This window comes from Bradyrhizobium sp. USDA 4541, assembly GCF_024171085.1.
GTDB classification, from domain to species: Bacteria; Pseudomonadota; Alphaproteobacteria; order Rhizobiales; family Xanthobacteraceae; genus Bradyrhizobium; species Bradyrhizobium australafricanum.
Map to the genome: position 1 here is coordinate 5,174,279 of NZ_JALJZF010000001.1, position 23,849 is coordinate 5,198,127.

At 65.1% G+C, this 23,849-nt stretch carries 29 protein-coding genes, 1 tRNA gene and 1 pseudogene; 20 read left to right on the forward strand and 11 right to left on the reverse strand.

Annotated elements, in window-relative coordinates; translation table 11 throughout:
• Positions 1–94 precede the first annotated feature (94 nt).
• The 11 genes from J2R80_RS24390 (at position 95) to J2R80_RS24440 (ending at position 11,056) form a co-directional block, all read left to right on the forward strand.
• The gene (locus J2R80_RS24390; RefSeq protein WP_253639537.1) at positions 95–496 is read left to right on the forward strand and encodes a FixH family protein; all 402 of its coding nucleotides are present in this window, start codon (positions 95–97) and stop codon (positions 494–496) included.
• An 11-nt stretch (positions 497–507) separates the two neighbouring features.
• The gene (locus tag J2R80_RS24395; protein ID WP_253639538.1) at positions 508–1,950 is read left to right on the forward strand and encodes an efflux RND transporter periplasmic adaptor subunit; all 1,443 of its coding nucleotides are present in this window, start codon (positions 508–510) and stop codon (positions 1,948–1,950) included.
• Positions 1,947–5,114 (forward strand): efflux RND transporter permease subunit, encoded by a 3,168-nt coding sequence (locus J2R80_RS24400; protein WP_253639539.1) that lies wholly within the window; start codon positions 1,947–1,949, stop codon positions 5,112–5,114. The genes J2R80_RS24395 and J2R80_RS24400 overlap by 4 nt, the downstream gene beginning before the upstream one ends.
• A 123-nt stretch (positions 5,115–5,237) precedes the next feature.
• Positions 5,238–5,690 (forward strand): hypothetical protein, encoded by a 453-nt coding sequence (locus J2R80_RS24405; protein WP_253639540.1) that lies wholly within the window; start codon positions 5,238–5,240, stop codon positions 5,688–5,690.
• Between the two features lie 77 nt (positions 5,691–5,767).
• On the forward strand, positions 5,768–6,079 hold the full coding sequence (locus J2R80_RS24410; protein WP_253639541.1) for a hypothetical protein: 312 nt from the start codon (positions 5,768–5,770) through the stop codon (positions 6,077–6,079).
• A 9-nt stretch (positions 6,080–6,088) separates the two neighbouring features.
• Entirely contained in the window at positions 6,089–7,516 is a 1,428-nt protein-coding gene (locus J2R80_RS24415) for a TolC family protein (RefSeq protein ID WP_253639542.1), read from the forward strand.
• A gap of 12 nt (positions 7,517–7,528) precedes the next feature.
• Positions 7,529–8,884: a multicopper oxidase family protein gene (locus tag J2R80_RS24420; RefSeq protein WP_253639543.1), complete on the forward strand. Its 1,356-nt coding sequence runs from the start codon at positions 7,529–7,531 to the stop codon at positions 8,882–8,884.
• Between the two features lie 41 nt (positions 8,885–8,925).
• A complete protein-coding gene (locus J2R80_RS24425; RefSeq protein WP_253639544.1) occupies positions 8,926–9,399 on the forward strand; it encodes a cupredoxin domain-containing protein in 474 nt (157 codons plus the stop codon).
• Positions 9,400–9,428: 29 nt separating this feature from the next.
• On the forward strand, positions 9,429–9,728 hold the full coding sequence (locus J2R80_RS24430) for a copper-binding protein (protein ID WP_253639545.1): 300 nt from the start codon (positions 9,429–9,431) through the stop codon (positions 9,726–9,728).
• A gap of 151 nt (positions 9,729–9,879) precedes the next feature.
• On the forward strand, positions 9,880–10,629 hold the full coding sequence (locus J2R80_RS24435; protein ID WP_253639546.1) for a cation transporter: 750 nt from the start codon (positions 9,880–9,882) through the stop codon (positions 10,627–10,629).
• A 148-nt stretch (positions 10,630–10,777) separates the two neighbouring features.
• Positions 10,778–11,056, forward strand: coding sequence for a hypothetical protein (locus tag J2R80_RS24440; RefSeq protein WP_057019637.1), 279 nt, complete (start codon positions 10,778–10,780; stop codon positions 11,054–11,056).
• A gap of 181 nt (positions 11,057–11,237) precedes the next feature.
• Here the strand turns inward: J2R80_RS24440 and J2R80_RS24445 are convergent, their stop codons facing one another.
• The gene (locus J2R80_RS24445; protein WP_057019636.1) at positions 11,238–11,786 is read right to left on the reverse strand and encodes a lipopolysaccharide assembly protein LapB; all 549 of its coding nucleotides are present in this window, start codon (positions 11,784–11,786) and stop codon (positions 11,238–11,240) included.
• Positions 11,787–12,069: 283 nt separating this feature from the next.
• Here J2R80_RS24445 and J2R80_RS24450 point away from each other — a divergent pair, with 283 nt between their 5' ends.
• From J2R80_RS24450 to J2R80_RS24465, 4 genes are all read left to right on the forward strand, one after another.
• Positions 12,070–12,390 carry a His-rich protein BRANT gene (locus J2R80_RS24450; protein ID WP_253639547.1) on the forward strand — a complete coding sequence of 107 codons (321 nt, stop codon included), beginning with the start codon at positions 12,070–12,072 and terminating at the stop codon, positions 12,388–12,390.
• A 231-nt stretch (positions 12,391–12,621) separates the two neighbouring features.
• On the forward strand, positions 12,622–13,047 hold the full coding sequence (locus J2R80_RS24455) for a hypothetical protein (RefSeq protein ID WP_057019634.1): 426 nt from the start codon (positions 12,622–12,624) through the stop codon (positions 13,045–13,047).
• A 361-nt stretch (positions 13,048–13,408) separates the two neighbouring features.
• Positions 13,409–14,125: an outer membrane protein gene (locus J2R80_RS24460; RefSeq protein WP_253639548.1), complete on the forward strand. Its 717-nt coding sequence runs from the start codon at positions 13,409–13,411 to the stop codon at positions 14,123–14,125.
• A 302-nt stretch (positions 14,126–14,427) separates the two neighbouring features.
• Positions 14,428–14,667, forward strand: a complete 240-nt coding sequence (locus tag J2R80_RS24465; protein ID WP_057019632.1) for a DUF6719 family protein — start codon at positions 14,428–14,430, stop codon at positions 14,665–14,667.
• A gap of 65 nt (positions 14,668–14,732) precedes the next feature.
• Here J2R80_RS24465 and J2R80_RS24470 read toward each other — a convergent pair whose 3' ends face one another.
• Positions 14,733–14,984 carry a hypothetical protein gene (locus J2R80_RS24470; protein WP_076831552.1) on the reverse strand — a complete coding sequence of 84 codons (252 nt, stop codon included), beginning with the start codon at positions 14,982–14,984 and terminating at the stop codon, positions 14,733–14,735.
• Between the two features lie 510 nt (positions 14,985–15,494).
• On the opposite strand from J2R80_RS24470, the gene J2R80_RS24475 reads away from it, so the two are divergent.
• The 4 genes and pseudogenes from J2R80_RS24475 to J2R80_RS24490 all read left to right on the forward strand — a co-directional run bounded on the left by J2R80_RS24475 (position 15,495) and on the right by J2R80_RS24490 (position 18,824).
• Positions 15,495–15,863: a hypothetical protein gene (locus J2R80_RS24475; RefSeq protein WP_063790153.1), complete on the forward strand. Its 369-nt coding sequence runs from the start codon at positions 15,495–15,497 to the stop codon at positions 15,861–15,863.
• Positions 15,860–16,708: an alpha/beta fold hydrolase gene (locus J2R80_RS24480; RefSeq protein WP_253639549.1), complete on the forward strand. Its 849-nt coding sequence runs from the start codon at positions 15,860–15,862 to the stop codon at positions 16,706–16,708. Before J2R80_RS24475 ends, J2R80_RS24480 begins: the two co-directional genes overlap by 4 nt.
• Positions 16,709–16,784: 76 nt before the next feature.
• A pseudogene (locus J2R80_RS24485) lies at positions 16,785–17,545 on the forward strand (IS5 family transposase).
• A gap of 118 nt (positions 17,546–17,663) precedes the next feature.
• Positions 17,664–18,824, forward strand: coding sequence for a DUF2652 domain-containing protein (locus J2R80_RS24490; RefSeq protein WP_168856713.1), 1,161 nt, complete (start codon positions 17,664–17,666; stop codon positions 18,822–18,824).
• A 36-nt stretch (positions 18,825–18,860) separates the two neighbouring features.
• Here the strand turns inward: J2R80_RS24490 and J2R80_RS24495 are convergent, their stop codons facing one another.
• The 9 genes from J2R80_RS24495 to J2R80_RS24535 all read right to left on the reverse strand — a co-directional run bounded on the left by J2R80_RS24495 (position 18,861) and on the right by J2R80_RS24535 (position 22,569).
• Positions 18,861–19,394: a hypothetical protein gene (locus tag J2R80_RS24495; protein WP_253639550.1), complete on the reverse strand. Its 534-nt coding sequence runs from the start codon at positions 19,392–19,394 to the stop codon at positions 18,861–18,863.
• 134 nt (positions 19,395–19,528) lie between these two features.
• Positions 19,529–19,837 carry a hypothetical protein gene (locus J2R80_RS24500; protein WP_229193507.1) on the reverse strand — a complete coding sequence of 103 codons (309 nt, stop codon included), beginning with the start codon at positions 19,835–19,837 and terminating at the stop codon, positions 19,529–19,531.
• Between the two features lie 48 nt (positions 19,838–19,885).
• Positions 19,886–20,065, reverse strand: a complete 180-nt coding sequence (locus J2R80_RS24505) for a hypothetical protein (protein WP_229193508.1) — start codon at positions 20,063–20,065, stop codon at positions 19,886–19,888.
• Positions 20,066–20,120: 55 nt separating this feature from the next.
• Positions 20,121–20,309, reverse strand: coding sequence for a hypothetical protein (locus J2R80_RS24510; RefSeq protein ID WP_057019624.1), 189 nt, complete (start codon positions 20,307–20,309; stop codon positions 20,121–20,123).
• Positions 20,310–20,484: 175 nt separating this feature from the next.
• Positions 20,485–20,730, reverse strand: a complete 246-nt coding sequence (locus tag J2R80_RS24515) for a hypothetical protein (protein WP_076831538.1) — start codon at positions 20,728–20,730, stop codon at positions 20,485–20,487.
• A gap of 68 nt (positions 20,731–20,798) precedes the next feature.
• Positions 20,799–21,032, reverse strand: a complete 234-nt coding sequence (locus J2R80_RS24520; protein ID WP_253639551.1) for a hypothetical protein — start codon at positions 21,030–21,032, stop codon at positions 20,799–20,801.
• Between the two features lie 14 nt (positions 21,033–21,046).
• Complete coding sequence (locus J2R80_RS24525; protein WP_253639552.1) at positions 21,047–21,304, reverse strand: hypothetical protein; 258 nt, start codon at positions 21,302–21,304, stop codon at positions 21,047–21,049.
• 588 nt (positions 21,305–21,892) lie between these two features.
• Positions 21,893–21,967, reverse strand: a tRNA-Thr gene (locus J2R80_RS24530).
• A gap of 161 nt (positions 21,968–22,128) precedes the next feature.
• The gene (locus tag J2R80_RS24535; RefSeq protein ID WP_168856707.1) at positions 22,129–22,569 is read right to left on the reverse strand and encodes a hypothetical protein; all 441 of its coding nucleotides are present in this window, start codon (positions 22,567–22,569) and stop codon (positions 22,129–22,131) included.
• Positions 22,570–22,763: 194 nt separating this feature from the next.
• Between J2R80_RS24535 and J2R80_RS24540 the strand changes: the two genes are divergently transcribed.
• Complete coding sequence (locus tag J2R80_RS24540) at positions 22,764–23,504, forward strand: urease accessory protein (RefSeq protein WP_057019619.1); 741 nt, start codon at positions 22,764–22,766, stop codon at positions 23,502–23,504.
• Positions 23,505–23,849 lie beyond the last annotated feature (345 nt).

Consider the following 23,849-nt stretch of genomic DNA (forward strand, 5'->3'; position numbering starts at 1 on the left):
GCGCCAGCGCCTGATCGCTGACGCGTGCGCCAATGGCGCGCGTGCCTTTGCATGCCGCTCACGCGGCTCATCAGACGTATCGAGGATCATCACCATGAAGTCTTTCCACCTGGCGCGCGCCACCGCCGCCGCGCTGATCGGCGTTGCCATGACGGGCATGTCTGCCCACGCCGAGATCAAGAACTACGAATTCCAGCTGGTGCAGCCGACCGTCAAGGCGGGTGCCGACCGCATCGTCACGGTGCGGCTGGTCGACAAGACGAGCGGGAAAGCCGTGCCCGATGCGGTCATCTTCTCGACCCGGCTCGACATGGCGCCCGACGGCATGCAGGAGATGGCCACCAAGGTGACGCCGATGCCGGGCACCGAGCCCGGCACCTACCGGTTCAAGGCGACTTTCGGCATGGCCGGCCGCTGGCAATTGTCGCTCGGCGCCAAGGTGCAGGGCGAGACCGGCGCGCTCGAGAACAAGCTCGTCGTCACGGCCGAGCAATGAGCCGCCGAGCAATGGGCGCCTTAACATGGGCCGGCGCTGCCGCTGCGATCGCGGCAGCGGCAGGCGCCGCATGGATTGGCCGCAACCTGCCGCCGCGGCCGGTGACCGCTGCGATCGTCGCCGTCGCGCGGGCGGCGGAGACTGCTGCGCCGATCTACTACCGCGATCCCGACGGCAAGTCGCTCTATTCGGCGACACCGAAGAAGACGCCTGACGGGCGCGACTATCTGCCGGTGTTTGCCGATGACGACGGCGGTGCCGGCGGGCCCGGGCAATCGGCAGACGTGAGCGCGCCCGCCGCGAAAGGCGAGCGCAAGGTGAAATATTATCGCAATCCCATGGGACTTCCCGACACCTCGCCGGTGCCGAAGAAGGACTCCATGGGGATGGATTACATCGCCGTCTATGACGGCGATGACAGCGACGACGGTTCGATCACGCTGTCGCCCGGCAGGATCCAGCGCAGCGGCGTCAAGTCCGAGCCCGCGCAGATGCGCCGCATCCGTACGCTGGTCCGCGCACCCGGCACGATCCAGCTCGACGAACGGCGGGTGTCGGTGATCGCAATGCGCGCCGAGAGCTATGTGCAGAAAGTCGCCGACGTCACGACCGGCAGCCGTGTGACGAAGGGCCAGCCGTTGATGGAGATCTACAGCCCGGCAATATCGTCCGCTGCGGCCGAATATGTCGCGACCATCACGTCGAAGGCGACTGCGAACATCGAGCCCTACGGACGCGGCTCCAAGCAGCGGCTGACCAATCTCGACGTTCCCGAACCCGTCATCGCCGAGATGGAGAAGAGCCGGACCGTTCCGATCGCGATCCAGTGGCTGTCGCCGCGCGACGGCATCGTGCTTCAGCGTGCCGCCATCGAGGGCATGCGCGCGCAGCAAGGCGACGTGCTGTTTCGGATTGCCGACGTCTCTGTCGTGTGGGCATTGGTCGACGTTGCCGAGCGCGATCTCGGCAATATCGTGGTCGGGCAGAACGTGTCCGTGCGGGCGCGCAGCTATCCCGGCCGTAGTTTCGTCGGCCGGATCAGCGTGATCTATCCGCAGGTCAACAAGGAGACGCGCACCGCGCGGGTGCGGATCGAATTGCAGAATGCCGACCTCGCACTGCTGCCGGACATGTATGTCGACGCGGAGATCGACACCGGCAGCCCGGCGCCGGTACTTGCGGTAGCTGATAATTCCATCCTCGACACCGGGAGCCGCCAGAGCGTGCTGATCGACCGCGGCAACGGGCGGTTCGAGCCGCGCGAGGTCAAGCTCGGGCGGCGCGGCGAGGGCTATGTCGAAATCCGCGACGGCATCGCCGAAGGCGATGCGGTCGTGACATCAGCGACGTTTCTGATCGATGCCGAAAGCAACCTGAAGGCGGCGATCAAGGGCTTTGCCGAGGCCGGTGCTGCCCAGGCGGGCGAGGGCGACAAGACGGGAGACCGGCGATGATTGCCCGTGTCATCGCCTGGTCGGCGCGTAACCTGCTGCTGGTGCTGTTCGGCACCGGCTTCGCGGCAGCCGCGGGCCTCTACGCGCTGCTGCATCTGCCGCTCGATGCGATCCCCGATCTCTCCGACACCCAGGTCATCGTCTACACCGAATATCCCGGCCAGGCGCCGCAGGTGATCGAGGACCAGGTCACCTATCCCCTGACCACGGCGATGCTGACGGTGCCGAAGTCGAAGGTCGTGCGCGGCTTCTCGTTCTTCGGCGTCTCCTTCGTCTATGTCATCTTCGAGGACGGCACGGATATCTACTGGGCGCGCTCGCGCGTGCTCGAATTCCTCAACGGCGCGGCGTCGCGGCTGCCGGCCGGCGTCTCACCGACCATCGGGCCCGATGCGACCGGGGTCGGCTGGGTCTACCAGTATGCCGTGATGTCGAAAGAGCTGAACCTTGCCGACACCCGCACGATCCAGGACTGGAACCTGAAATTCGCGCTTGCCAAGGCCGAAGGCGTGGCCGAGGTCGCCAGCGTCGGCGGCTTCGTCAAGCAGTACAATGTGATCCTCGATCCGCAGCGGATGCGCGATCGCGGCATCACCATGCAGCGGATGCGCGACGCGATTCGTGCCAGCAACGCCGATGTCGGCGGCCGCACCGTCGAGCTCTCCGAGTTCGAATATGTCATCCGCGGCAAGGGCTATCTGAAGGACATCAACGATCTCGGCAACATCGTGCTGAAGACCGATAGCGGCACGCCGGTGCTGCTGCGCGACGTCGCCCGCGTCGAGCTCGGCCCCGACGAGCGGCGCGGCATCACTGAACTGAACGGCGAGGGCGAGGTCGCGAGCGGTATCGTGCTGCAACGCTTCGGCGTCAACGCGCTCGACGTGATCGAGAACGTCAAGAAGCGTTTCAGGGAGATCGCGAGCAGCTTGCCGAAGTCGGTCGAGATCGTGCCGGTCTACGACCGGTCCAATCTGATCTATGCGGCGATCGACACGCTGAAGCGCACATTGCTGGAGGAGAGCGCGGTGGTCGCGCTGGTCTGCATCCTGTTCCTGCTGCATGTCCGCAGCGCGCTGGTCGCGATCCTGATGCTGCCGGTCGGCGTCTTGATGGCGTTCGGCGCGATGAAGCTGCTCGGCATCGGCTCCAACATCATGAGCCTCGGCGGCATCGCGATCGCGATCGGCGCCATGATCGATGCGGCGATCGTGATGATCGAGAACGCGCACAAGCACCTGGAGCGAGCCGAGCCCGACAGGTCGCGGGTCGCGATCCTGATCGAGGCCGCGGCGGAGGTGGGGCCGGCGCTGTTCTTCAGCCTGCTGATCATCACCGTGTCCTTCATGCCGATCTTCACGCTGGAATCGCAGGAGGGGCGGCTGTTCTCGCCGCTTGCGTTCACCAAGACGTTTGCGATGGCGGCGGCGGCGCTGTTGTCGGTGACGCTGGTGCCGGCGCTGATGGTGATCTTCGTCCGCGGCAGGATCGTCCCTGAGCACAGAAATCCGATCAACCGTTTCCTGATCTGGATCTACCGTCCGGTCATCCACGCCGTGTTGCGGGCGAAGACGCTGGTGATCCTGCTGGCGCTCGGCGCCGTCGCCGTCTCGATCTGGCCGGCGCGGCAGCTCGGCACCGAGTTCATGCCCGACCTCAATGAGGGCACGCTGCTCTATATGCCGACCACGCTGCCGGGGATTTCGGTGACCAAGGCGGCCGAGCTGCTGCAGATGCAGGACCGCATCATCCGCAGCTTTCCGGAGGTCGCCTCGGTCTACGGCAAGGCCGGCCGCGCCGCGACCGCAACCGATCCGGCGCCGTCGGAGATGTTCGAGACCATCATCAATCTGAAGCCGAAACAGCAATGGCGCGCCGGCCTCACGCTCGACCGCCTGATCGCGGAGATGGACAAGGCGCTGCAATTCCCCGGCGTCTCCAACGCCTGGACCATGCCGATCAAGGCGCGCATCGACATGCTCTCGACCGGGATTCGGACGCCGGTCGGCGTCAAGGTGATCGGTGCCGATCTTGCCGTGATCGACAAGCTCGCCCGCCAGGTCGAGCAGGTGGTGAGGGGCGTGCCCGGCACCTCGTCGGCCTATGCCGAGCGCAGCCTCGGCGGCTACTATCTCGAGATCACGCCGAAGCGTGAGGCCTTGTCGCGCTACGGCATCGCGGTGCAGGACGTGCAGGACACCATCGCGACCGCGCTCGGCGGGCAGAGCGTGACGACGACGGTCGAGGGACGCCAGCGCTTCACCGTCAACATGCGCTATCCGCGCGATTTGCGCGACAATCCGGGCGCGATCGCCAGCGACATCCTGGTGCCGATGCCGGCGGGCGGCGCGGTGCCGCTCGGCGAGGTCGCCGACATCGCGCCGGCGCGCGGGCCGACCACGATCCGGACCGAGAACGGGCAACTCGCGACCTACATCTATGTCGACATCCGCGATCGCGATCTCGGCGGCTATGTCGCGGACGCGGAGCGCGCGGTGCAGGCCGGCGTGCAGTTTCCGCCCGGAACCTACGTGGTCTGGAGCGGGCAGTACGAATATCTCGAACGCGCCGCTGCGCGGCTCAGGATCGTGGTGCCGGTGACGCTGTCGATCATCTTCCTGCTGCTCTACCTCAATTTCCGCTCGGTGGCGGAGACGATGATCGTGATGCTGTCGCTGCCGTTCGCGCTGGTCGGCGGCTTCTGGCTGATGTGGGCGCTCGGCTTCAACCTGTCGGTTGCGGTCGCGGTCGGCTTCATCGCGCTCGCCGGCGTTGCCGCCGAGACCGGCGTCGTGATGCTGATGTATCTCAACCAGGCGCTGGGCGAGGTCACGGCGCGCCGCGCGGCCGAGGGACGCACGATCGATCGTGACGACCTCAATCGCGCGATCATCGCGGGCGCGGTCGAGCGCGTCCGGCCGAAGATGATGACGGTGGTCGCGATCATGGCCGGGCTGTTGCCGATCATGTGGAGCACCGGCACCGGCTCGGAGATCATGCAGCGCATCGCGGTGCCCATGATCGGCGGTATGATCTCGTCGACGCTGCTGACGCTGATCGTGATTCCCGCGATCTTCGCCGTCGTGAAGGGCATCAAGATCGAAGCGAGAGTGTCGGCACGCGAAGTTGCTTCCTGGGCCGCGCGCCAGCAGGCAAGGATGTGATGGAAACATGACGCCTGTTGGTAGTTTCAGATCGGGTTGAATGATACCCCGAGGGGGTATATAGCTGATGGCGGTTTGCAGCTGATTTGCGGTTAGCTTGCGGCGGTCGGAGACGCGAAGCGGGTGCTGGTGCGATTGACGAGGACAGGGCGGGTTCGGGCGGGATGTTCCATCATCCTGGCCTATCTGTTCTGCGTGCTCGCGCCGTCCTTTGCGCTCGCGTTCGGCGCGCCGTTTCCGTGCCTGACCGATGAGGTCCAGCCCGCCGCCGCGGCGCATGTTCACGCGGCGTCGATGGCGCATGCCGAAGCCGTCACGCACGATCATGCCGCCCACGATCTTGGCGGCATGCACATGCAACACGCAGCCGATGATGCTGCGCCGCCTGTGAAGCATAGCCACGACGGCAAGAGTTCGCCGGGGCCGTGCTGCGCGCTGATGTGCGTGTCGGCGCTGCCGGCCGATCTTCCATTCGTCGCTGCTCCCTTGCACCCGATCGCCACGCGTCTTTCCGAGGCTTATCAGAGCCTGCGGAGCGAGGCGCCTCCGCGCCTCTATCGTCCCCCCATCGCCTGATCGTTCGCTGACATCGTGGCGGTGCCGCACGCTTGCGTGCGCACGCCTGTTATTCATCGGATGATCGGGACAGATCCATGTATTCGCATCTCGGGGCGAGGCTCGCCGCCGTGGCCACCAGGCTTGGCAACAGGCTCGGCTGGCGCGCGCCACCCACATTGCTGCCGCGGATGGCCGCCGCCATCCTCGCATCTGCACCGCTCGCCGGCTGCATGGCCGACGGCCGGCCGGTCGTCGTCGGAGGCGATCCGGCAAACCCGGCGGCGGGGACGGCCGGCGTCGGCTACCGCTCGACGATCGCGCCCTACAGCAGCCTGCGTCCATCGACGCCGCAGCCCTGGCGCGAGCGCAATGACGGCGTGACGCCGCCGGCCAAGCCGGACCAGTAGGAGGGCGCCATGCGACATCGGATCATCGTGCCGATCCTGCTGCTTGCGTCATCCGCGCTCGCGGGATGCGCGTCGTTCTCGCCCGACAGCGGTATGGGCGTCGTCTCCGAGGTGACCGAGCAGGCGATCGGCAAGGACGTCGCCTTCGTGCGGTCGGTGGATGAGGCCGCGACCGTCGACGCCGCAGTGAAGCGGCTGCTCGCGCGCAATTTGACGGCGGATGCCGCCGTGCAGGTTGCGCTCTTGAACAACAAGGGGCTGCAGGCCGCCTATAACGAACTGGCGCTGGCGGAGACCGATTACGTCGCCGACAGCCTGCCGCCGAACCCGACCTTCTCGGTCTCCCGCATCAGCGGCAACGGCGCCAGCGAGGTCGAGCGGCAGGTGGTCGGCGACATCCTGGCGCTCGCGACCCTTCCGGCCCGCTCCGAGATCGCGCGCGAGCGCTTCCGCCAGGCGCAGCTCAAGGCCGCGCTCGCCACCTTGCGGCTTGCCGCCGAGGTGCGGCGCAGCCAAGTCGCGGCGGTGGCCGCGAACGAGACGGTCGCGCTGCTGACGGATGCGAAGGCGACCGCGGAGTCGACCGCGCAGCTTGCGAAAAAGCTCGGCGAGACCGGCGGCATGAACAAGCTCGACCAGGCCCGCGAGCAGGTGTTCTACGCCGAGATCACCGCCGACCTCGCCAGCGCGCGGCAGAATGCGGCGAGTTCGCGCGAGCGGCTGGCGCGCCTGCTCGGATTGTGGGACGGCGATCTCGGATTCCGAATCCCCGGCAAGTTGCCATTGCTGCCGAAGCTGCCATTGGAACAGCCGTCGATCGAGATCGCCGCGGTCGGCCATCGCGTCGACCTGCAGATCGCACGGATGGAAATCGTCGCGCTCGCCAAGGCGCTCGATCTCACCGAGGCGACGCGTTTCGTCACGCTGCTCGATGTCGCCGGCATCGACAAGCGTACGCACGATCCCGAAGCCCCGCCGTTCAGGGAGCGCGGCTTCGACGTCCAGTTCCAGATTCCGATCTTCGACGGCGGCGAGGTGCGAGTACGGCAGGCGGCGGAGACCTACCGCCAGGCGATGAACCGCCTGACCGAGAAGGCGGTCAACGTCCGCTCCGAGGCGCGCGACGCCTACCGCGTTTATCGCTCGACCTACGACATCGCGCGCCATTACCAGCGCGAGGTGCTGCCGTTGCGGCAGATCATCACCGAGGAGATGCAGCTGCGCTTCTCCAGCATGCAGGTCGACGTGTTCGCGCTGCTGACCGAAGCGCGGCAGCGGCTCGCCTCGCTGCGCGCGGCGATCGACGCCAGGCGCGACTTCCTTCTGGCGCAATCCGAGCTGCAGACCGCGATCAACGGCGGCGGCTCGGCCGGCGCAGCATCGACACCGTCTTCCATCGCCTCGGCCGCGCAGCCCGCGGCCGGCGGCGGTCATTGAATGGAGCAGCACATGTTTTCTCGACGAGGATTTCTGGGCGGCGCGGCGCTGGTCACGGCGAGCGCGGTCAGCGGCCGCGTCCAGGCCGCCGCCATTCCCGAAGCGCCGACCATGGACAAGGTGGTGATGCAGCCGCCGCTACATCCCGCCAGCGGGCCGGACTACCGGCCGGTGGTCACGCTCAATGGCTGGTCGCTGCCGTGGCGGATGAACGGCGACTGGAAGGAATTCCATCTCGTCGCCGAGCCCGTGGTGCGCGAATTCGCCGACGGCATGAAGGCCAATCTCTGGGGCTATAACGGCCAGGCACCGGGGCCAACCATCGAGGCGGTCGAGGGCGACAAGGTCCGCATCTTCGTCACCAACAAACTGCCGGAGCACACCACGGTGCACTGGCACGGCATGATCGTGCCGTCAGGCATGGATGGCGTCGGCGGACTCAACCAGCCGCACATCAAGCCGGGCAAGACCTTCGTCTACGAGTTCGAGATGAAGCACAGCGGGACCTTCATGTACCACCCGCATTCCGACGAGATGGTGCAGATGGCGATGGGCATGATGGGCATGTTCATCGTGCACCCGCGCGATCCGGCATTCCGGCCAGTCGACCGCGACTTCGTCTTCATCATGAGCAGCTACCTGATCGACCCCGGCACCTATCTGCCGAAGGTCAATGAGATGACCGACTTCAACATGTGGACCTGGAACAGCCGCGTCTATCCCGGCATCGATCCGATGCCGATCCGTCTCGGCGACAGGATCCGCGTGCGGATCGGCAACCTGACCATGACCAACCATCCGATCCATGTGCATGGGCATAATTTCGCGGTGACCTGCACCGACGGCGGCTGGGTGCCGGAGAGCGCGCAGTATCCGGAGACCACGACCGACGTGCCGGTCGGCGCGGTCAGGGCGTTCGACATGCTCGCCGACAATCCGGGCGACTGGGCGTTCCACTGCCACAAGTCGCACCACACCATGAACGCGATGGGCCACGACGTCAGAAACTTCATCGGCGTGTCGCGCCAGGATCTGGCCAAGGCGGTCGGCAAGCTCGCGCCCGACGCGATGGTGATGGGATCGACCGGCATGGCGATGGGCAACATGGAGATGCCCGCGCCCGACAACACGCTGCCGATGATGACCGGCACCGGACAATTCGGGCCGATCGAGATGGGCGGCATGTTCACGGTGATGAAGATCCGCGAGGGGCTCGGCCGCGACGATTACGCCGACCCCGGACCGTACAAATATCCGCCGGGCACGGTTGCCTATGAGGTCGAGGCGCCCGCCACCGAGCCCGCGCCCCAGCCGCCGGCGGCGCCCGGGCGAAAAGGCAAGCCATCGATGAAGGGAATGAAGATGTAGCGGATCCAGCTCACTCACCAACGACAAGCATCAAACACAGAATGGAGAATCCAGTGAAGCAACTCACCAGCATCGGCATCGCGCTGATTGCGCTGTCGGTCACCGCAGTGCCGTCGCGTGGTCACGAGAAGCACGGCCACGAATCCTATTCGGCCGGCGAGCCCGGCGATCCGAGCAAGCCCTCGCGCACGGTCGAGGTCGAGATGAAGGAGATGGAGTTCACGCCGTTCCGCATCGAGGTCAAGCGCGGCGAGCAGATCCGCTTCGTGATCCGCAATGCCGGCACCGAGGATCACGAATTCCTGCTCGCGACCACCGAAGAGAATCTGAAGCATGCCGAAGTGATGAAGAAGCATCCGCACATGGAGCATGACGATCCGAACGGCGTTCGCCTCGCACCGAAGAAGAGCGCGGAGATCGTCTGGAAGTTCACCAAGGCCGGAACGTTTGAATATTCCTGCCTGATCCCGGATCACCGCGACTACGGGATGACCGGCCGCGTCATCGTGAAATGAAACCTGCAACGAAAGAAAGCACAACAATGATGAACAGGATGATCCAACTTGCCGGCGCCGCGTTCGCGCTGGCTCTGACCCTGGGCGCGGCGCTCGCGCAGGCCGCCGCGATCAATGGCGAGGTCAAGAAGATCGACGAGGGCGCGGGCAAGATCACGCTCAAGCACGGTCCGGCCAAGAGCCTTGGCATGGACGAGCCGATGACGATGGTTTACCGGGTCAAGGATCCGGCGCTGCTGAAGCAGGTCAAGGTCGGCGACAAGGTCCGGTTCGAGGCCCAGGAGGGCGACGGCGGCTACACCGTCACCGCGATCCAGAAGGCGAAGTGAGGCGACGGCCCGCATCAACAGGTTGGGCTGTCGGATAAACGCAGCCGGCAGCCCTTGAACCCGCGACGCATGATCGCCGGAGTTGTGCCGGATGGATCGGCTTGAATGCGTTGCGTGGCTGGCCTTATCCTGTCGTCTGCAAGGACGAGCCATGAACGATTGCTGCGGGCAGAACACGACCGAATGCTGCGCACCACCGCCGCTGACGCTGCCGATCAAGGCTCGCGTGCGGGCAGGGGACCGCGATCGCGCGGCCGATTCGTGCGGCTGCTCAGGCGGCGTTCCCGTCTTTGACGGTCTCGATCCGCGCTACAAGCGCGTGCTCTGGACGGTGATTGGCATCAATGGCGCGATGTTCCTGACCGAGATGATCGCGGGTCAGCTTGCCGGATCGCAGGCGCTCAAGGCCGATGCGCTCGACTTCCTTGCCGATACGGTCACCTATGGACTGAGCCTTGCGGTGATCGGTGCCAGCCTGCGCGTGCGCGCCTCGGCCGCGCTATTGAAGGGCGCGTCGCTGAGCTTGATGGCGCTGTGGGTGTTCGGCTCGACCGTCTACCAGACGTTCGTGCTCGGCGTGCCGAAGGCCGAGGTGATGGGCGCCATCGGCGCGTTGGCACTCGCGGCCAATCTAGGCTCGGTTCTGCTTCTGCTGCCGTACAAGGACGGCGATGCCAATATCCGCTCGGTCTGGCTCTGCTCGCGCAACGACGCGATCGGAAATCTCATCGTGATGGCGGCGGCTCTCGGCGTGTGGGGATCGGTCTCGGCCTGGCCTGACCTTGCCGTCGCCACCGTGATGGCGACGATATTCCTCACCTCGTCGGTGCAAATCCTGCGGCAGGCATGGGCCGAATATCGCGAGGCGGCGCTATGCAACCCGTCAGCGGCGCATGGCTGAGGAGGCCGCAAGCGCGCGGTGCTTCCTGCGACAGGCCGCGGCAGGGCGGAAATTCGCCGCGCATTTACCTTAAATGATGGCTCCGTGGGAACGTCCATGGCAGCGGCGCGTTGCTGTGCATCATTCGCGCGCACAGAAGGCCCGCTCCATGACAATCAACGCGGCAATACTGATGGCGGCATTGGTGCTATCGGGAACCGTGTTGGCGCAAAGCTCCGGCCCTTCGGCCGGCTCGGCGGGGGCCGGGCAGGCCGCCAACGTGACCACCACCGGCGAGGCGCTGAACAGCGCCAAGAAGACCGGCAACAGCGGGCCGCCGGTCGAGAAGGCCGCGCGTCCGGCCAAGCCGGATGCCGGCGCCGCGGGCAACACAGTGGGGGCGAGCCGCCCGCAAAAGCCCGATCGTCGCCTCGAGCATTATCCGTAATCTCCATCCGTAACGATTATGCTGATCCGTGGGATGGGTGGAGCGAAGCGATACCTATCACCTCTGATCCGCGCGGAAGCAGGATGGGTTTCGCTGCGCTCCACCCATCCTATGGCGCAGCAAAAAGCCGGCGCAGTCGTCGTGACCACGCCGGCTCGATGTAGGAAGCGGTTGCCTTAACTCAGTAAACCAGGCCGGTGCCCGGGGGCTTCTCCAGCGCTGCGGCGAGCGAGCGATATTCGTCGCTGTTGGTGCCGGCGAGCTGGGCGATGCGGTTCAGGTGGTACTGCGCCTGATCGCGGTTGCCCTGTTCGACCTGCCAGAGGCCGTAATACTGCCAGGTGCGGACATGGGCCGGATCGGCCTTCAGCGCGCGCTCGTACCAGATCTGCGAGACCTTGTAGTCGCCGAGCTTGCGATAGGAGTAGCCGATCAGGTTGGCGACGTCGGCGCGATCATCCTGGCTGAGCGCCTTCAGCTGCTCGATCGCGGCGGTATAGTCGTGCTTGTCGTAGATCGTGGTGTAGGCGGCGCGATAGCCGGCCAGGAACTTCTGATCGTCGATCGCGGAGCTCTTGTCCTTCTTCGCCTTCTTGCCCTTGCTGCTGCCGCTGTCGGAAGCCGGCGGCGAGGGATTGTCGCTGCCCGCGGCGTAGGCCGAGATGACCGGCCCGGAGGCGAGCGTCATCGAGAGCACTGCGAGGCCCAAAAACTTCGTCTTCCTGCTCATTCCTGGTTGCTCCTGATCGTTCCTGATCGTGCTCGGTAATCTTACACCGAAGCCTGATGACTTGAACACCCAGGGGTGCAGAACATTCCCGGCCGATTCCACGATTGCGTGATCCTGCTTTTCCGGCGGAGAGGAGAACATGACAGAGATGTCATGCACATGAATGAAGTCCGTCAGGGTCCTTCAGAACGGGTTCAGTGCGCGGCCCATAAGGTCACGTGCATTGATCGGTGAGGCCGACCATCCGGCCGGAGACCTCTCGATCCCGACGAGGAGGACCATCATGCTGAAGACGATTTCCGCCGCGCTGCTCGCCATGTCCGTGATCGCAGCGCCCGCGCTCGCCGTCGAGACCGGCAAGGCCGCAACGCCCGCGCCGGCGACCACGACTGCCCCGGCAACCAAGGCCGCTCCCGTGATCAAGAGCGAGCAGCTGCCGTCGAAGGTGCGCAACGCCAACGCCATGATGCACCACAAGCACTATCGCCATCACCGCCACCACAAGCACATGGGCATGCTGAAGGTGAAGTCGCCGAAGCATGCGACCAAGCACGTCCACGCGAAGGTCGCGACCAAGCACGTCGCGCCGGCCAAACGCGGCTGACCCAAGCGCGGTTGAATCTGATCCGAGGGGCGTAGTTTCGATCCACATTGCCCCGCTGCGCCTTTTGGATGCAGAACCGGCCCGTCCGTCCATTGCTTCCCCAATGGCGACGGGCCGGAGTGCGTCTGGCTCCGGTTGTGAACCCGGGCGAGGAATAACCGAGTTGCGAATTCCCTTCGGCCGCCCGGCAGTCTATGAGACGGCCTCCGGGGACACAGGGAACAGCGTCGTTTGCGGATTTCATCACAACTGGCAGCCATCCTGCTGCTCTCGCTTCCGCTCGCCGGCTGCCTCACCAGCGACGACGGCGGCGGGCCGACCACCTTCACCGATGACCGTGGCGTCGCCAACCAGCCGTTCCCGGACCGCTACCGCGACCAGATCCTAGCCTTCATGCGGACCTACCTGAACAATCCGGTCGGGGTCCGCGAGGCTGCTATCGCCGAGCCGGCGCAGCGTACGGTCGGCGGCCGGCTGCGCTACGTCGTGTGCCTGCGCTACAGCGCGAAGGATACCGACGGCAATTACCGCGCCGCCCGGGAGCGCGGTGTCCTGTTTGTCGACGGCCGGCTCGACCGCATCCTCGACAACCCCGCCGAGCCCTGCGCCGGCGCGTCCTACGCGGCATTTCCGGAACTGGAAAAGATGCCGCGCTAAGGCATGATCCGGAAAAGTGTGAAGCGGTTTTTCCGAAAGGATGATGCCCGAACAAGAAGCAGGAGCGCGATCTGATCTCGCTTCTGCGCGGCGGCTTGTCGCAAGCCTGATCGAAACGTTAGCGAACTCCGATCACTTTTCGGGGAGCGTTGAACTTCACTTTAGCCGTCTGCGACTTACATCCAGCCGAGATGCGGCTGCTTAACCGGTGAAAAAAACCTTCTGTGCCAGGGAACAAACGGGCGTTGTTGCGACCCTGTCACAGCTCGGAAACATCACGGGTGCGGCATTGCCCCAAAGCAACCTAATTGAGGTCACGTTGTTTGGCTTTACAGCGCAGCGTTAGTAACGGGGATCAGAAATGAAGAAGTTTTTGCTCGGCACAGTCGCGCTGGGCGCCCTTGCGGGCCCTGCGTTTGCGGCTGACATGCCGGCCCGCACCTATACCAAGGCACCGCCGCCCTATACCGCCCCCGCCGTCGTCTACAACTGGACCGGTTTCTATATTGGCGGCCATGTCGGCGGCGCGTTCACCGACGGCAACAACCTGATGGGCAGCGACGCGCGCTTCATGGGTGGCGTGCAGGGCGGCTTCGACTATCAGTTCGCCCCGAACTGGGTGATGGGCGCCGAGGCGCAGTATTCCTGGCTGCCCAGCTCCTCGAACAATGGCGTGCTGCTCCCGGGCGGAACGCTGGTGACCGGCAACACCGACCAGATCGGTTCGGTGACCGGCCGCCTCGGCTACACCTGGGGTCCGGCGCTGCTCTACGCCAAGGGCGGTTATGCCTGGCGCGACAACAACAACATCACCGCGTCGGTCGGCGGCGTGCCGGCGTCCTTCACCACCGATGGCGGCCACAAGGACGGCTACACGGTCGGCGCGGGCCTCGAATACATGTTCGCCCCGAACTGGTCGGCGAAGGCCGAGTACCAGTACTACAATTTCGGCAAGACCAACTTCACCAGCGGCCCGGCCGACCTCGTCGGGACGAGCTTCCGGAACGACGAACATACCGTCAAGCTCGGGGTCAACTACCGCTTCGGCTGGGGTGGCCCGGTCGGCTCCCGCTACTGATCGCGGCTTGATCGCATCAATGAAAGGCCGGCCTTCGGGTCGGCCTTTTTTGTTGGCCAGCCGCTCGCCCCGGAATGACGACGGATGCGGTGAACCCGTAGCCCGGATGGAGCGCAGTGTAACCGGGGCAGCCGATCCGACGAACGAAGTCCCGGATTTCGCTCCGCTCCATCCGGGCTACGACCCCACATTCACCTGATGTTCAGGCCTGATCGTGCAATGCAAAAAATAATTCCTGCATTGCACGGAACTTTCATCGTGCTGCGCTATTATGCGATCGCCGGGCTGGTGGACAAACGAACATGCGTAGTTTTGCGTTAGGGCTGATCCTCTCTGCGGTCTCCGTGCCGTGCCTTGCCCAGACTATCCTCAAATCCGAACCCCTGGCGCTCGCGCCCTATGAGGTCGTGTTCGTGCAGGATGCGTCCTGCTCGGCTGGCAAGGTGCTCAAGGTGACCGGCGCGATCCGGGGTCTGCATCGGCGGAAGATTTGCGTTTCGGTCGCCGCCGAACAGGCCTCGCTGGCGACGGCCACGCCGTAGGCGCGGGCGACCGCACCGATTGCATCCTCGGCCCGCCGCTGCGCGCCGGCCAGCCTGCCGTCTGATCAGTTCAACCGCGGCTCCAGGCGTGCTTCGCGATCGGCATCGGCCTTGTTCTTGGCCGGATCCTCGTTCGGCTCGAGCTGACAGGGCCGGATTTCGTAGTCGTTATCCAGCACCGGGCGCGGCGCGGACTCCTCCTCTCCGGAGATGGCATCCACCACCAGGCCGGATTTCCTGGCCAGTGTCCAGACATCCGCCTCGGTCGGGTAGGCCTTGCTCAGCTTGGCGTCCTGATAAAACAGCGCGTACGGCATTCGTCGTTCCCCAAACAACCGACAACGCCAGCCCCCGTTTTGGGTTTCAGGCAATATCGCCGTTCCGGTCACGGAACCGTGAGCGAGCATCCGCGGCAAGCATCTGAAAATATGAGTCATTTCGGTTCTTTCGCGGAAGGGCCTTGAGTCCTTAACGGGTGGTAAACCCCCGAAAAAAGAATCCCCGGGACTCTCCGGGTAGAATCGCCGGATGCTCCGGCCCATGAGAGCAATCCACCAGCCCCCTTACGAACGCGTGCAGCTCGCGCTTGCGGTTGCGCTGCTCGCGGCCTGCGCCGCCAATGTGGCGCTGGTCTGGTCCTGGCTTTAGATATCCTGGCTTTAGATCACCCGGCTCTCGCCAAAATCTGTATGTGGCGGCCACGCGAAAACGCCGGAGCCGCGCGGCGCCGCTGGAGATTGACGGCACCGGCATTCCTCCCATCATTGCCGGCAGAACAAGCGCCCGCCGCGCCCTGCGCGGACGGGCCGCGATCGGGGGGAGCTGATATGATCGACACGCTGAAGGAACGGGTCAACGGCGACGCCGGCCTGGTGCGGCGCGGCCGCTACCTCACCACGACATTCCTGCTCGAGATCGGCGCGGCCGCCTGGCTGATCGCGATCCATGAGGGCCGGATCGTCGCGGTGACGAAGGGCCCGTTCGTGATGCCCTCGTCGTCGTTTGCGCTGCGCACCTCGCAGGCGGAGTGGGACCGGTTCTGCGAAAAGCGGCCGCCGCCGGGCTCGAACGACCTGATGGCGCTGATCAAGCGCCGCGTGCTGAAGGCTGAGGGCGAGCTGCAGATCTTCATGGCGAACCTGCGCTACTTCAAGGAGGCGCTCGGCAAGCTGCGCCGCGAGGGAGTGGCCGCATGAGCGCCAGGTTCGAACCGATCGTCGGCCGCTACATGCATCTGGAGCTGTTCGGCCGGGCCCACCGCGTCTATGTCGAGGAGGCGGGCGAGGGCACGCCGCTGCTCTGCCTGCACACCGCGGGCGCGGACGGGCGGCAATATCGCGGCCTGATGAACGATGCGCGCGTCACGCGCAACCATCGCGTCATCGCCTTCGACATGCCCTGGCACGGCAAGTCGTCGCCGCCGCAGGGCTGGCACGACGAGGAGTACCAGCTCACCTCCGCGCAATATACGACCATGATCCTGGCGGTGATGGACGCGCTCGACCTCGACAGGCCGATCGTGATCGGCTGCTCGATCGGCGGCCGGATCGCGCTGCATCTCGCGCTCGAGCATCCCGAACGTTTCCGCGCCATCATCGGCCTGCAGGCCGGCGCGCATGTCGATCCCTATTACGACCTGAATTTCCTGCACCGGCCGGACGTGCATGGCGGCGAGGTCGCCGCCGCCATCGTCTCGGGCCTCCTCGGCCCCGACGCGCCCGACAAGGAGCGGTGGGAGACGCTGTGGCATTACATGCAGAGCGGGCCCGGCGTGTTCAAGGGCGACCTCTATTTCTACAAGGTCGACGGCGACATCCGCGCCCGCATCGCCGACATCGACACCAGACGTTGCCCGCTGTTTCTGTTGTCGGGCGAGTACGACTATTCCTGCACGCCGGAAGAGACGCTGGCGGTGGCGAACAGCATTGCGGGAGCTGAGGCCACCATCATGAAGGGCCTCGGCCATTTCCCGATGAGCGAGAATCCGGGCGAATTTCTCACGCACCTGCTGCCGGCGCTGGAGAAGATCGGCGGCCGCTAGGACCGATCGACATTCAGGATTCCCAAGCGGTTTGATCGCTGATTCATAGAGTTCCGTGATTCGAGACACGGAGCAGATGGTGGCGGCGAAACGATATGAGCTGACGGAGGCGCAATGGGCGAGGATTGCGCCACTGCTGCCGGGGAAAGCTGGCGACCCGGGACGTACGGCTGCGGACAATCGACTGTTCGTCAACGGATGTTTGTGGGTTTTGCGATCGGGCGCACACTGGAGCGACCTGCCGGAACGGTACGGCAAGTGGAAAACGGTGCATCAGCGCTTCAGCCGCTGGTGCCATGCCGGCGTCTGGGAGCGCGTGTTCGCTGCTCTGACCGCCGATCGCGACAACCAGTATCTGATGATCGACAGCACCATCGTTCGCGCCCACCAGCAGGCGACGAGCGGAAAAGGGGGGCCAAAGATCAGGCGCTGGGGCGTTCCCGAGGTGGACTGACCACCAAGATCCACATGCTGGCTGATGCGCTCGGCCGTCCGCTCCGCTTCATCGTCACGGCTGGGCAAGTTAATGACATCACCCAGGCGCCGGCACTGCTCCACGGCCAAAGCGGCGATGCCGTGCTCGCCGACAAGGCCTATGACAGCAACGCCCTGCGTGCGATCATCGCGGAAATCGGCGCAACGGCGGTGATCCCGTCAAACCGCACCCGCAGGATCATCATTCCGCACGACGCCGACGCATACAAACAGCGCAACCGCATCGAGCGCTGCTTTTGCCAGCTCAAACACTTCCGACGCTTGGCAACCCGTTATGACAGGCGATCTGACAACTTTACCGGCTTCATCCATCTCGCTGCCGCAATGATCTGGATGCAATGAATGTCGATCGGTCCTAGCGCACGCCCAGGGTTGCTTTGGTCCTCGACCTCGGGCGGCGCGGTATGACAGACTGCGCGTCCGCCCGATTGGGCGTGAACCGGTTGCGCAGGAGGTCCCCATGCTTCCGAAGGCTGAAGCGGCCTATTTCGCGATTGCCGACATCTCCGGCTATACCAACTTCCTCGCGGCGGTCGAGCTCGACCATGCGCAGGATATCATCGCCGATTTCATGGATACGGTGGTGAAAGCGCTGCGCCCGCCGTTCCGCCTCGCCAAGTTCGAAGGCGACGCCGCGTTCGTCTACACCACCGCCGAGACGATCGACGGCTCGCTGCTGCAGGACGCGATCGAGGGCGCCTATTTCAAATTCCGCCGGCGCCTGCGCAGCGTGCGCCAGGCCTCGACTTGCGAGTGTCAGGCCTGCGTCGCGATGGGCGATCTCGATTTCAAGTTCGTTATCCATCATGGCGAGATGGTGAAGCAGAAGATGGGCGGCAGGGAGGAGCTCGCCGGGCGCGACGTCATTCTGGTCCACCGGCTGCTCAAGAACACGGTTGCTGAGAAGATCGGCGGGCGCGCCTACGCGCTCTACAGCGACGCGGCCATCCGCGCGATGGGTGTCGATCCGGTCGCGCAGGGTCTCATCGCCCATCGCGAAACCATCGACGTCATCGGCGACGTGACGCTGTGGGCGCGCGATCTGGAAGCGGCGTGGCGGCAGGAAGACGCGCAAACCCGGATGCAGGTGACGCGCGACGATGCCTACGTCATGCTGGAATTCGACATCGCCGCGCCGCGGCAGACGGTTTGGGAGTTTTTCACCGTGCCCGGGCAATGGCAGAAATGGTGGGACGCCGACACCATCGTCGAGGATTCCGGCAAGGGACGACGCGGTCCCGGCACCAGGAACCACTGCATGCACGGCAACCATACCGTCGTTGAGGAGATGCTCGATTGGCGCCCGCCCGATTATTTCACGGTGGGCATCACGCTTCCGATTCCCGGCGCGCCGCGGATCGTGATGACTCGCGCCGTTCTGGACGGTCCAAACGGAATGACGCATCTGGAGCTGCGGGTCGCCAAACCTAAGCCAAAGGATCGAGAGTTCGTCGACGGCGCCGCGGTGAAATACGCCGAACGCATGACCAAGGCGATCGCCGGATTGCGATCCATGCTGGAAGGGGAGCAGCCCGCCCTCGATGCAGTGGAGGAGCCGGCATTGACGCGATCGAGCGGACGCTTCCTGACCGAGCCGGTGAAGTCGGGCGCGCGCGGCTGATGCCCAACGCACAGTCCGGGGTCTCATGGGGCTGCGTTACTTGCCCGAGCGCGGCAGCTCGTTGATCGCGGCGCGGACCTTGGCCATGGTCGTGGTGCAATATTCCTCGCGCTCCTTCAGGAAGCGCTGCTGCTGGGCGCGGAAATTCGCAACCCGCTCCCGCACCTCGGATCCGAAGTCGCCGCTGATGTCGAGCCTGGCAAAGTGCGGCAGCTGCGCCGGTTGAGGCGGGACTTCGACGACCGTCACCGCCAAAGGCGACGGAGCGGGGGGCAGGCCCTCGATCACGGTCGGCGCCGGAAGCGGAGGCGGCACGACCGCAGCCCGCACCTCAGCCTTGACGCTGAGCGTGGCGACCGCCTCGGCCAAGGCCTGTTCAGCGGCGATCGGCAACGCGGCGGCGGGGGCAGGTGTAGCGGCAGGCGGCGTGGCGGTCGGCTGGGCGGCAGGCGCCGCCGCCGTCCGTGGGGCAGGCGCCGGCAGCTCGGCGTCGGGCAGCTTGCCCTTCACCGACTGTACGAAAGCCATTGTCTGCGCGATCAGGAGATCGCGTTCTTTCATCCACTTCATGGCGCACCCTGAGCGCGCGGATTCCAGCAAAGCAACCGCGCGGAATCAAGCGCTCGCCATCATGATGGTTGACGAAGACGCCTGTTTGGTAGGCGCGGTGACATAATTGTGACACGCCGCGCGGGCGTGGACGGTCAGCGTTGACGGGGATTGGTGTTCGGGACGAACGGGGTACCGACGATCCGGACCGGAGGCTGACCGTCCGCCGATGCTTGATTCGCGGCCGGCCGGGGTGCGGGGTTCGCCGGCGCGGGCGCCGGATCGAACAGGGCGACGAGGCCGGCAGCGGCCACGCTGAGCAGCGTGAACGTGCCCAGAAGCAGCAGATTGCGGTCGGATTCGCGGACCCTCATGCGAGGAAAATCGCGTGAAAGGGCATAACGTTCCGAACAAATCCTCAGGGCGTTGTCGAGCGGATTTGGCCTCACCTTGAGGACGAGCATCAGGAGAGGACGAACCGGTAAGCCGTCCGGAACGGGGCGGGGGCCAGCCTAATGGGCCGCTACCGCAGCGGGTACCCGCTCGATGCTGCGGGCCTCGATCAGGTCGGCGTAGCGGCCATATTCCTCGGCCATTTCGAGCAGCTTCTCGCGCACCGCGGCGTCGGTCACCTGCCGGGCCAGCCGTCGCGCCTGATCGGATTGGAAGCGGTAATGTGCTGTGTCGGACATGGTGGCGGCTCCTCACATATCTGTAAGGGCCACCCGGCAAAGGTTCATCAAAGCGTCATTGCAGCGTCGGTGGACGATCCGCCGGGGGAGCCGACGTGACCGGCGCCGTCTTGTCCTCGCGGACCTCGACTTCGAACCAGCCCATCTCCTTCAGCTCGCGAGCCTTCTTCTCGGCCGCGTCTTCGCTGTCGCGCTTCAGCACGATTCGGCTGGTGCCATCTCGGGCAAGGATCAAATAGGTCATTGGCAGAGTCCCACCCCGCATTCTGCATACCCCGTTTGGGGCCGCAAGAACAGAAGCAAGGCGAGGGATGGGTGATCCTACGGGAAGGATCCCACGATTCCTGCCAGGGGAGTGTCGCAGCGGCTTTCCGAACCGGCCCTGCGGCGCAGCGCCGGTTCGGAAAGGGCGAACTGCCTCAGCGCTTCACCACCACGTCGATGTGGCGATTCCTGTCGTCCCACCGGCCGCTCTGCAGGCAGCTCTCGCGGTAGCTGTCGCAGATGGCGAGGTCGCCGCCATGGGTGCGATTCCAGGTCTTGCAGGTCGACGCGATGTAGGTGCAGGTGCATTTGCCCGACGCGCATTGGCGCTCGACAGCGGTTTCGGCGGTGGCCGCCGAAATGGTGGCGGCGAAAGTTGCGAGCAAGATCAGCAATCTCATGGTGATTCCTCAAAATGGTGAAGTCTGGTCGGCGATAATTTCAGGCCGATCAGGATTGGCGATGTGCCTTAGCGTTGGGTGCAGACGAAGCGGGTGCCGTTCTTCGTCGTGCCGGTGGCCCGGCTGCCCTTCTTCGCGACAGGATAGTTGTTGCCGTTCGGGAAGCCGGTGAGATGGATGTAGGCGCTATCGCCGCCATCGTACGACCCGGAGATCAGACCCGGGGCGGAGCAGGTCCAGCCTGCGGCGCTTGCCGGGATGCAGCCGATGGCAAGGAAAGCGAGGGCGAGTCCGATTTTCATCTCACCCTCGAGCATCATCGATAGCCCGCGCTGAAGTTATGGTTGCGAATGCCGATCGCCTTGGCCTGTGCCGCGGACACCCGATCCTGACACTGAATGTACCTCAGGACCTGCGCGTCGGTGCCCGCGGAGTGAGCGCGCCACATGTCGAGATTGAAGCCGTTCTTGGCCATGCAGGCCTGGGAGTGAGGGCTGTCATTGCGCTCCCTGGCGCTCGCCGGAGCGACGGCCAGTGTGGACAGGACAATCACGGTGCAGAAAACAATCTTCATTCTGAAATTCCCAAAGATGAAAGTGCCGGAACAATAGCCAGCGGGAACAAAATCACAAGTAGTCGTTGCGAGATGACTCAACGTTCTCGCTAGCGCTTCCTGCAAAACATTGCGAAGCGCAGGGTCGTTGCATTGGCTAGCGGTGAGCGCGATCGACGACGTGGCACTCCCGGCGACCGGAATACTACGGCTCGCTCTGTACATTGTGGGCAATCAGGCGATGCGCTTTGATTGAATCGCGACGACGTGTTCGAATCGCACCGGGAACGACGCGGCGTAGGCCGCGCATATCTGATGGAGGACGCGATGCCCAGGCACTTCGGTTTGAAGGCAGCATCGGCCGCAGGACGGTCGGCGTTCACGGGGTCATCAAGGGATTTGCAGCAGCGGACTGCTTCGGCGTCGGCATCGAAGAAGCATGCTCTGGACAGCGCTGCAGCGTCGAAGCACGCTTCCCCATGCTCGGAACTGCCGTATTCGCCTGCGAGCTGGCGGGGCTGCTGCGGTCGACGGTCGATCTCGGCAGACTGAAGCTGTGTCGCGGCGGCCAGATGGCGGAAATCCAAGCCAGCGGAAATCCAAGCCAATTGGTGCCGGCTGAGGGGATTGAACCCCCGACCTTCAGTTTACAAAACTGCTGCTCTACCGCTGAGCTAAGCCGGCGAATTGGGAATGATTTGCGCGCTCGCATAGCAGACTTGGCGCGCCAGAGCCAGAACCAAGGTTGAACCGAGCAGGCGAGAAGCGATCGCGCCCCCGTATCGGCCCGACAACAAAAGGCGGCCCGCGGGCCGCCTTTTGCGCCGTCGGCCTAATCAGCTGAGCTACTGGCAGGGATGCTGGCGGCCGTCGCTGCCGCGGAACCAGGTGCCGGGGGTGCAGACAAAGCCGTTCTGCCGCGCATATTCGGCGCCGCCGATCGGGGCGCGGGCATAGTCGGGGCCGCCGAACGGGGCGGTGGCGACCGCAGCCGCCGTGCCGACCGCGCCGCCGACGACGCCACCGGCCACGCGGGCCGCTGCGTCGACAGGCGCGAACGGGCCGGGGTCATAGCGGTTGTAGCTGCCCTGCCAGCCTCGGTCCCGCCGATCGATGCGCTGGTGATAGGCGGTGCGGGTGGTGGCCGGTGCCATCGCCTGGCATCGGGCGTCCGGCCAGGCGTTCGAGCAGCGCGCGGGGGTGCCGATCGTCTGTTGCGCCATCGCCGGGCTCGCCAGCGCCGAGGCGAGCAGGGCTGCTGCGCCGAGGATTTTGAATTGTGTCATGCGAAATCTCCTCTCGTCGTCGAGAGCTAATCTCGCGGTGCCGTGCCTGTTCCAGCGCGGCCTTGCCCTGTGTTCAAAGCAGTGTGAAGTTCACCAGGTTCGTGCGCATGATGCGTTCCGGAGCATGCTGCCTTTGACGAGAATTGCGTGTACAGCGGTGAACGGACTGATGTCGGTGCCGACGCGGGGGATTGATGTTCGGAATTTTGAGTCTTGGCTTTCTGCTCGGCATGCAGCATGCGCTGGAGCCGGATCATATCGCGGCGGTATCGAGCATCGCGGCCCGCCGCAGCCATGTCGGTGACATCGTCAAGCACGGGCTGACCTGGGGACTTGGCCACACGCTCACTTTGTTCATCTTTGCCGGCGCCGCGATCCTGCTCGGGCGCGCGATCCCGGAAACGGTCGCACAGCCGATCGAGACCGCGGTCGGTATCATGCTGGTCGGCCTCGGCGCGCATGTGTGGTGGCGGCTGTGGCGCGACCGCGTGCACTTCCACACCCATTCGCACGGCGACGGCACCACGCACTTCCACGCCCACAGCCATGCCGGTGAAGCCGCATCCACCGTGGCGCTTGCGTCCACCGTGGCGCGTGCGTCCACCGTGCCGCACGTCCGCGCCGCGCACAGCCATGCGCACGGCTTCCGCTGGCGCACGCTCCTGGTCGGCCTGATGCACGGCATGGCCGGCTCGGCGGCGCTCCTGGTGCTGACGGTGTCGCAGGCCCCAAGTCCGGTGATCGGGCTCGGCTATGTCGCGCTGTTCGGCATCGGCTCCATGATCGGCATGGGCGTGCTGTCCAGCGTGATCGCGGTGCCGCTGGCAGCTTCGGCGCGCTGGCTGACCTGGGCCAATCGCGGCCTGCAAATGGCGGTCGGCGCGGTCACGATCGCGATCGGCGTCCACGCGATCGTCGAGAACGCCTTCACCTGACGGGTCGGCGGCTTCCCGAAGCAAGATGACGTTGCGTCGATTTGAGCGACAGAGTCTGCGTCACCTCGCCCCGCGTGCGGGGAGAGGTCGGAACGCATCGTCAGATGCGTTCCGGGTGAGGGGGACTCTCCGTAAACGTAGCTATCACCGTATCCGCGGAGCCCCTCACCCCAACCCTCTCCCCGTAAGAACGGGGAGAGGGGGCACTTCGGCGCCCGTTAACGATTTCTGATTCCGCACGGCCGCATTGACCGGATGCCGATGCTTACGCGTTAGGCTTACCGGCAGTTTGGCCGGCGTCCTTAACCCTTCCGCCAAGCCGTTGGATTAGGTTGTGGTGGAACA

Coding starts and splice junctions, on each gene's coding strand:
- J2R80_RS24410 (WP_253639541.1), top strand. CDS start 5,768: ATGTATTCGCATCTCGGGGCGAGGCTCGCCGCCGTGGCCACCAGGCTT.
- J2R80_RS24500 (WP_229193507.1), bottom strand. CDS start 19,837: ATGCTCGTCCTCAAGGTGAGGCCAAATCCGCTCGACAACGCCCTGAGG.
- J2R80_RS24450 (WP_253639547.1), top strand. CDS start 12,070: ATGCTGAAGACGATTTCCGCCGCGCTGCTCGCCATGTCCGTGATCGCA.
- J2R80_RS24505 (WP_229193508.1), bottom strand. CDS start 20,065: ATGTCCGACACAGCACATTACCGCTTCCAATCCGATCAGGCGCGACGG.
- J2R80_RS24490 (WP_168856713.1), top strand. CDS start 17,664: ATGCTTCCGAAGGCTGAAGCGGCCTATTTCGCGATTGCCGACATCTCC.
- J2R80_RS24445 (WP_057019636.1), bottom strand. CDS start 11,786: ATGAGCAGGAAGACGAAGTTTTTGGGCCTCGCAGTGCTCTCGATGACG.
- J2R80_RS24520 (WP_253639551.1), bottom strand. CDS start 21,032: ATGAAAATCGGACTCGCCCTCGCTTTCCTTGCCATCGGCTGCATCCCG.
- J2R80_RS24480 (WP_253639549.1), top strand. CDS start 15,860: ATGAGCGCCAGGTTCGAACCGATCGTCGGCCGCTACATGCATCTGGAG.
- J2R80_RS24465 (WP_057019632.1), top strand. CDS start 14,428: ATGCGTAGTTTTGCGTTAGGGCTGATCCTCTCTGCGGTCTCCGTGCCG.
- J2R80_RS24395 (WP_253639538.1), top strand. CDS start 508: ATGGGCGCCTTAACATGGGCCGGCGCTGCCGCTGCGATCGCGGCAGCG.
- J2R80_RS24420 (WP_253639543.1), top strand. CDS start 7,529: ATGTTTTCTCGACGAGGATTTCTGGGCGGCGCGGCGCTGGTCACGGCG.
- J2R80_RS24425 (WP_253639544.1), top strand. CDS start 8,926: ATGGAGAATCCAGTGAAGCAACTCACCAGCATCGGCATCGCGCTGATT.
- J2R80_RS24390 (WP_253639537.1), top strand. CDS start 95: ATGAAGTCTTTCCACCTGGCGCGCGCCACCGCCGCCGCGCTGATCGGC.
- J2R80_RS24435 (WP_253639546.1), top strand. CDS start 9,880: ATGAACGATTGCTGCGGGCAGAACACGACCGAATGCTGCGCACCACCG.
- J2R80_RS24535 (WP_168856707.1), bottom strand. CDS start 22,569: ATGACACAATTCAAAATCCTCGGCGCAGCAGCCCTGCTCGCCTCGGCG.
- J2R80_RS24515 (WP_076831538.1), bottom strand. CDS start 20,730: ATGAGATTGCTGATCTTGCTCGCAACTTTCGCCGCCACCATTTCGGCG.
- J2R80_RS24525 (WP_253639552.1), bottom strand. CDS start 21,304: ATGAAGATTGTTTTCTGCACCGTGATTGTCCTGTCCACACTGGCCGTC.
- J2R80_RS24510 (WP_057019624.1), bottom strand. CDS start 20,309: ATGACCTATTTGATCCTTGCCCGAGATGGCACCAGCCGAATCGTGCTG.
- J2R80_RS24440 (WP_057019637.1), top strand. CDS start 10,778: ATGACAATCAACGCGGCAATACTGATGGCGGCATTGGTGCTATCGGGA.
- J2R80_RS24430 (WP_253639545.1), top strand. CDS start 9,429: ATGAACAGGATGATCCAACTTGCCGGCGCCGCGTTCGCGCTGGCTCTG.
- J2R80_RS24475 (WP_063790153.1), top strand. CDS start 15,495: ATGATCGACACGCTGAAGGAACGGGTCAACGGCGACGCCGGCCTGGTG.
- J2R80_RS24540 (WP_057019619.1), top strand. CDS start 22,764: ATGTTCGGAATTTTGAGTCTTGGCTTTCTGCTCGGCATGCAGCATGCG.
- J2R80_RS24470 (WP_076831552.1), bottom strand. CDS start 14,984: ATGCCGTACGCGCTGTTTTATCAGGACGCCAAGCTGAGCAAGGCCTAC.
- J2R80_RS24415 (WP_253639542.1), top strand. CDS start 6,089: ATGCGACATCGGATCATCGTGCCGATCCTGCTGCTTGCGTCATCCGCG.
- J2R80_RS24400 (WP_253639539.1), top strand. CDS start 1,947: ATGATTGCCCGTGTCATCGCCTGGTCGGCGCGTAACCTGCTGCTGGTG.
- J2R80_RS24460 (WP_253639548.1), top strand. CDS start 13,409: ATGAAGAAGTTTTTGCTCGGCACAGTCGCGCTGGGCGCCCTTGCGGGC.
- J2R80_RS24495 (WP_253639550.1), bottom strand. CDS start 19,394: ATGAAGTGGATGAAAGAACGCGATCTCCTGATCGCGCAGACAATGGCT.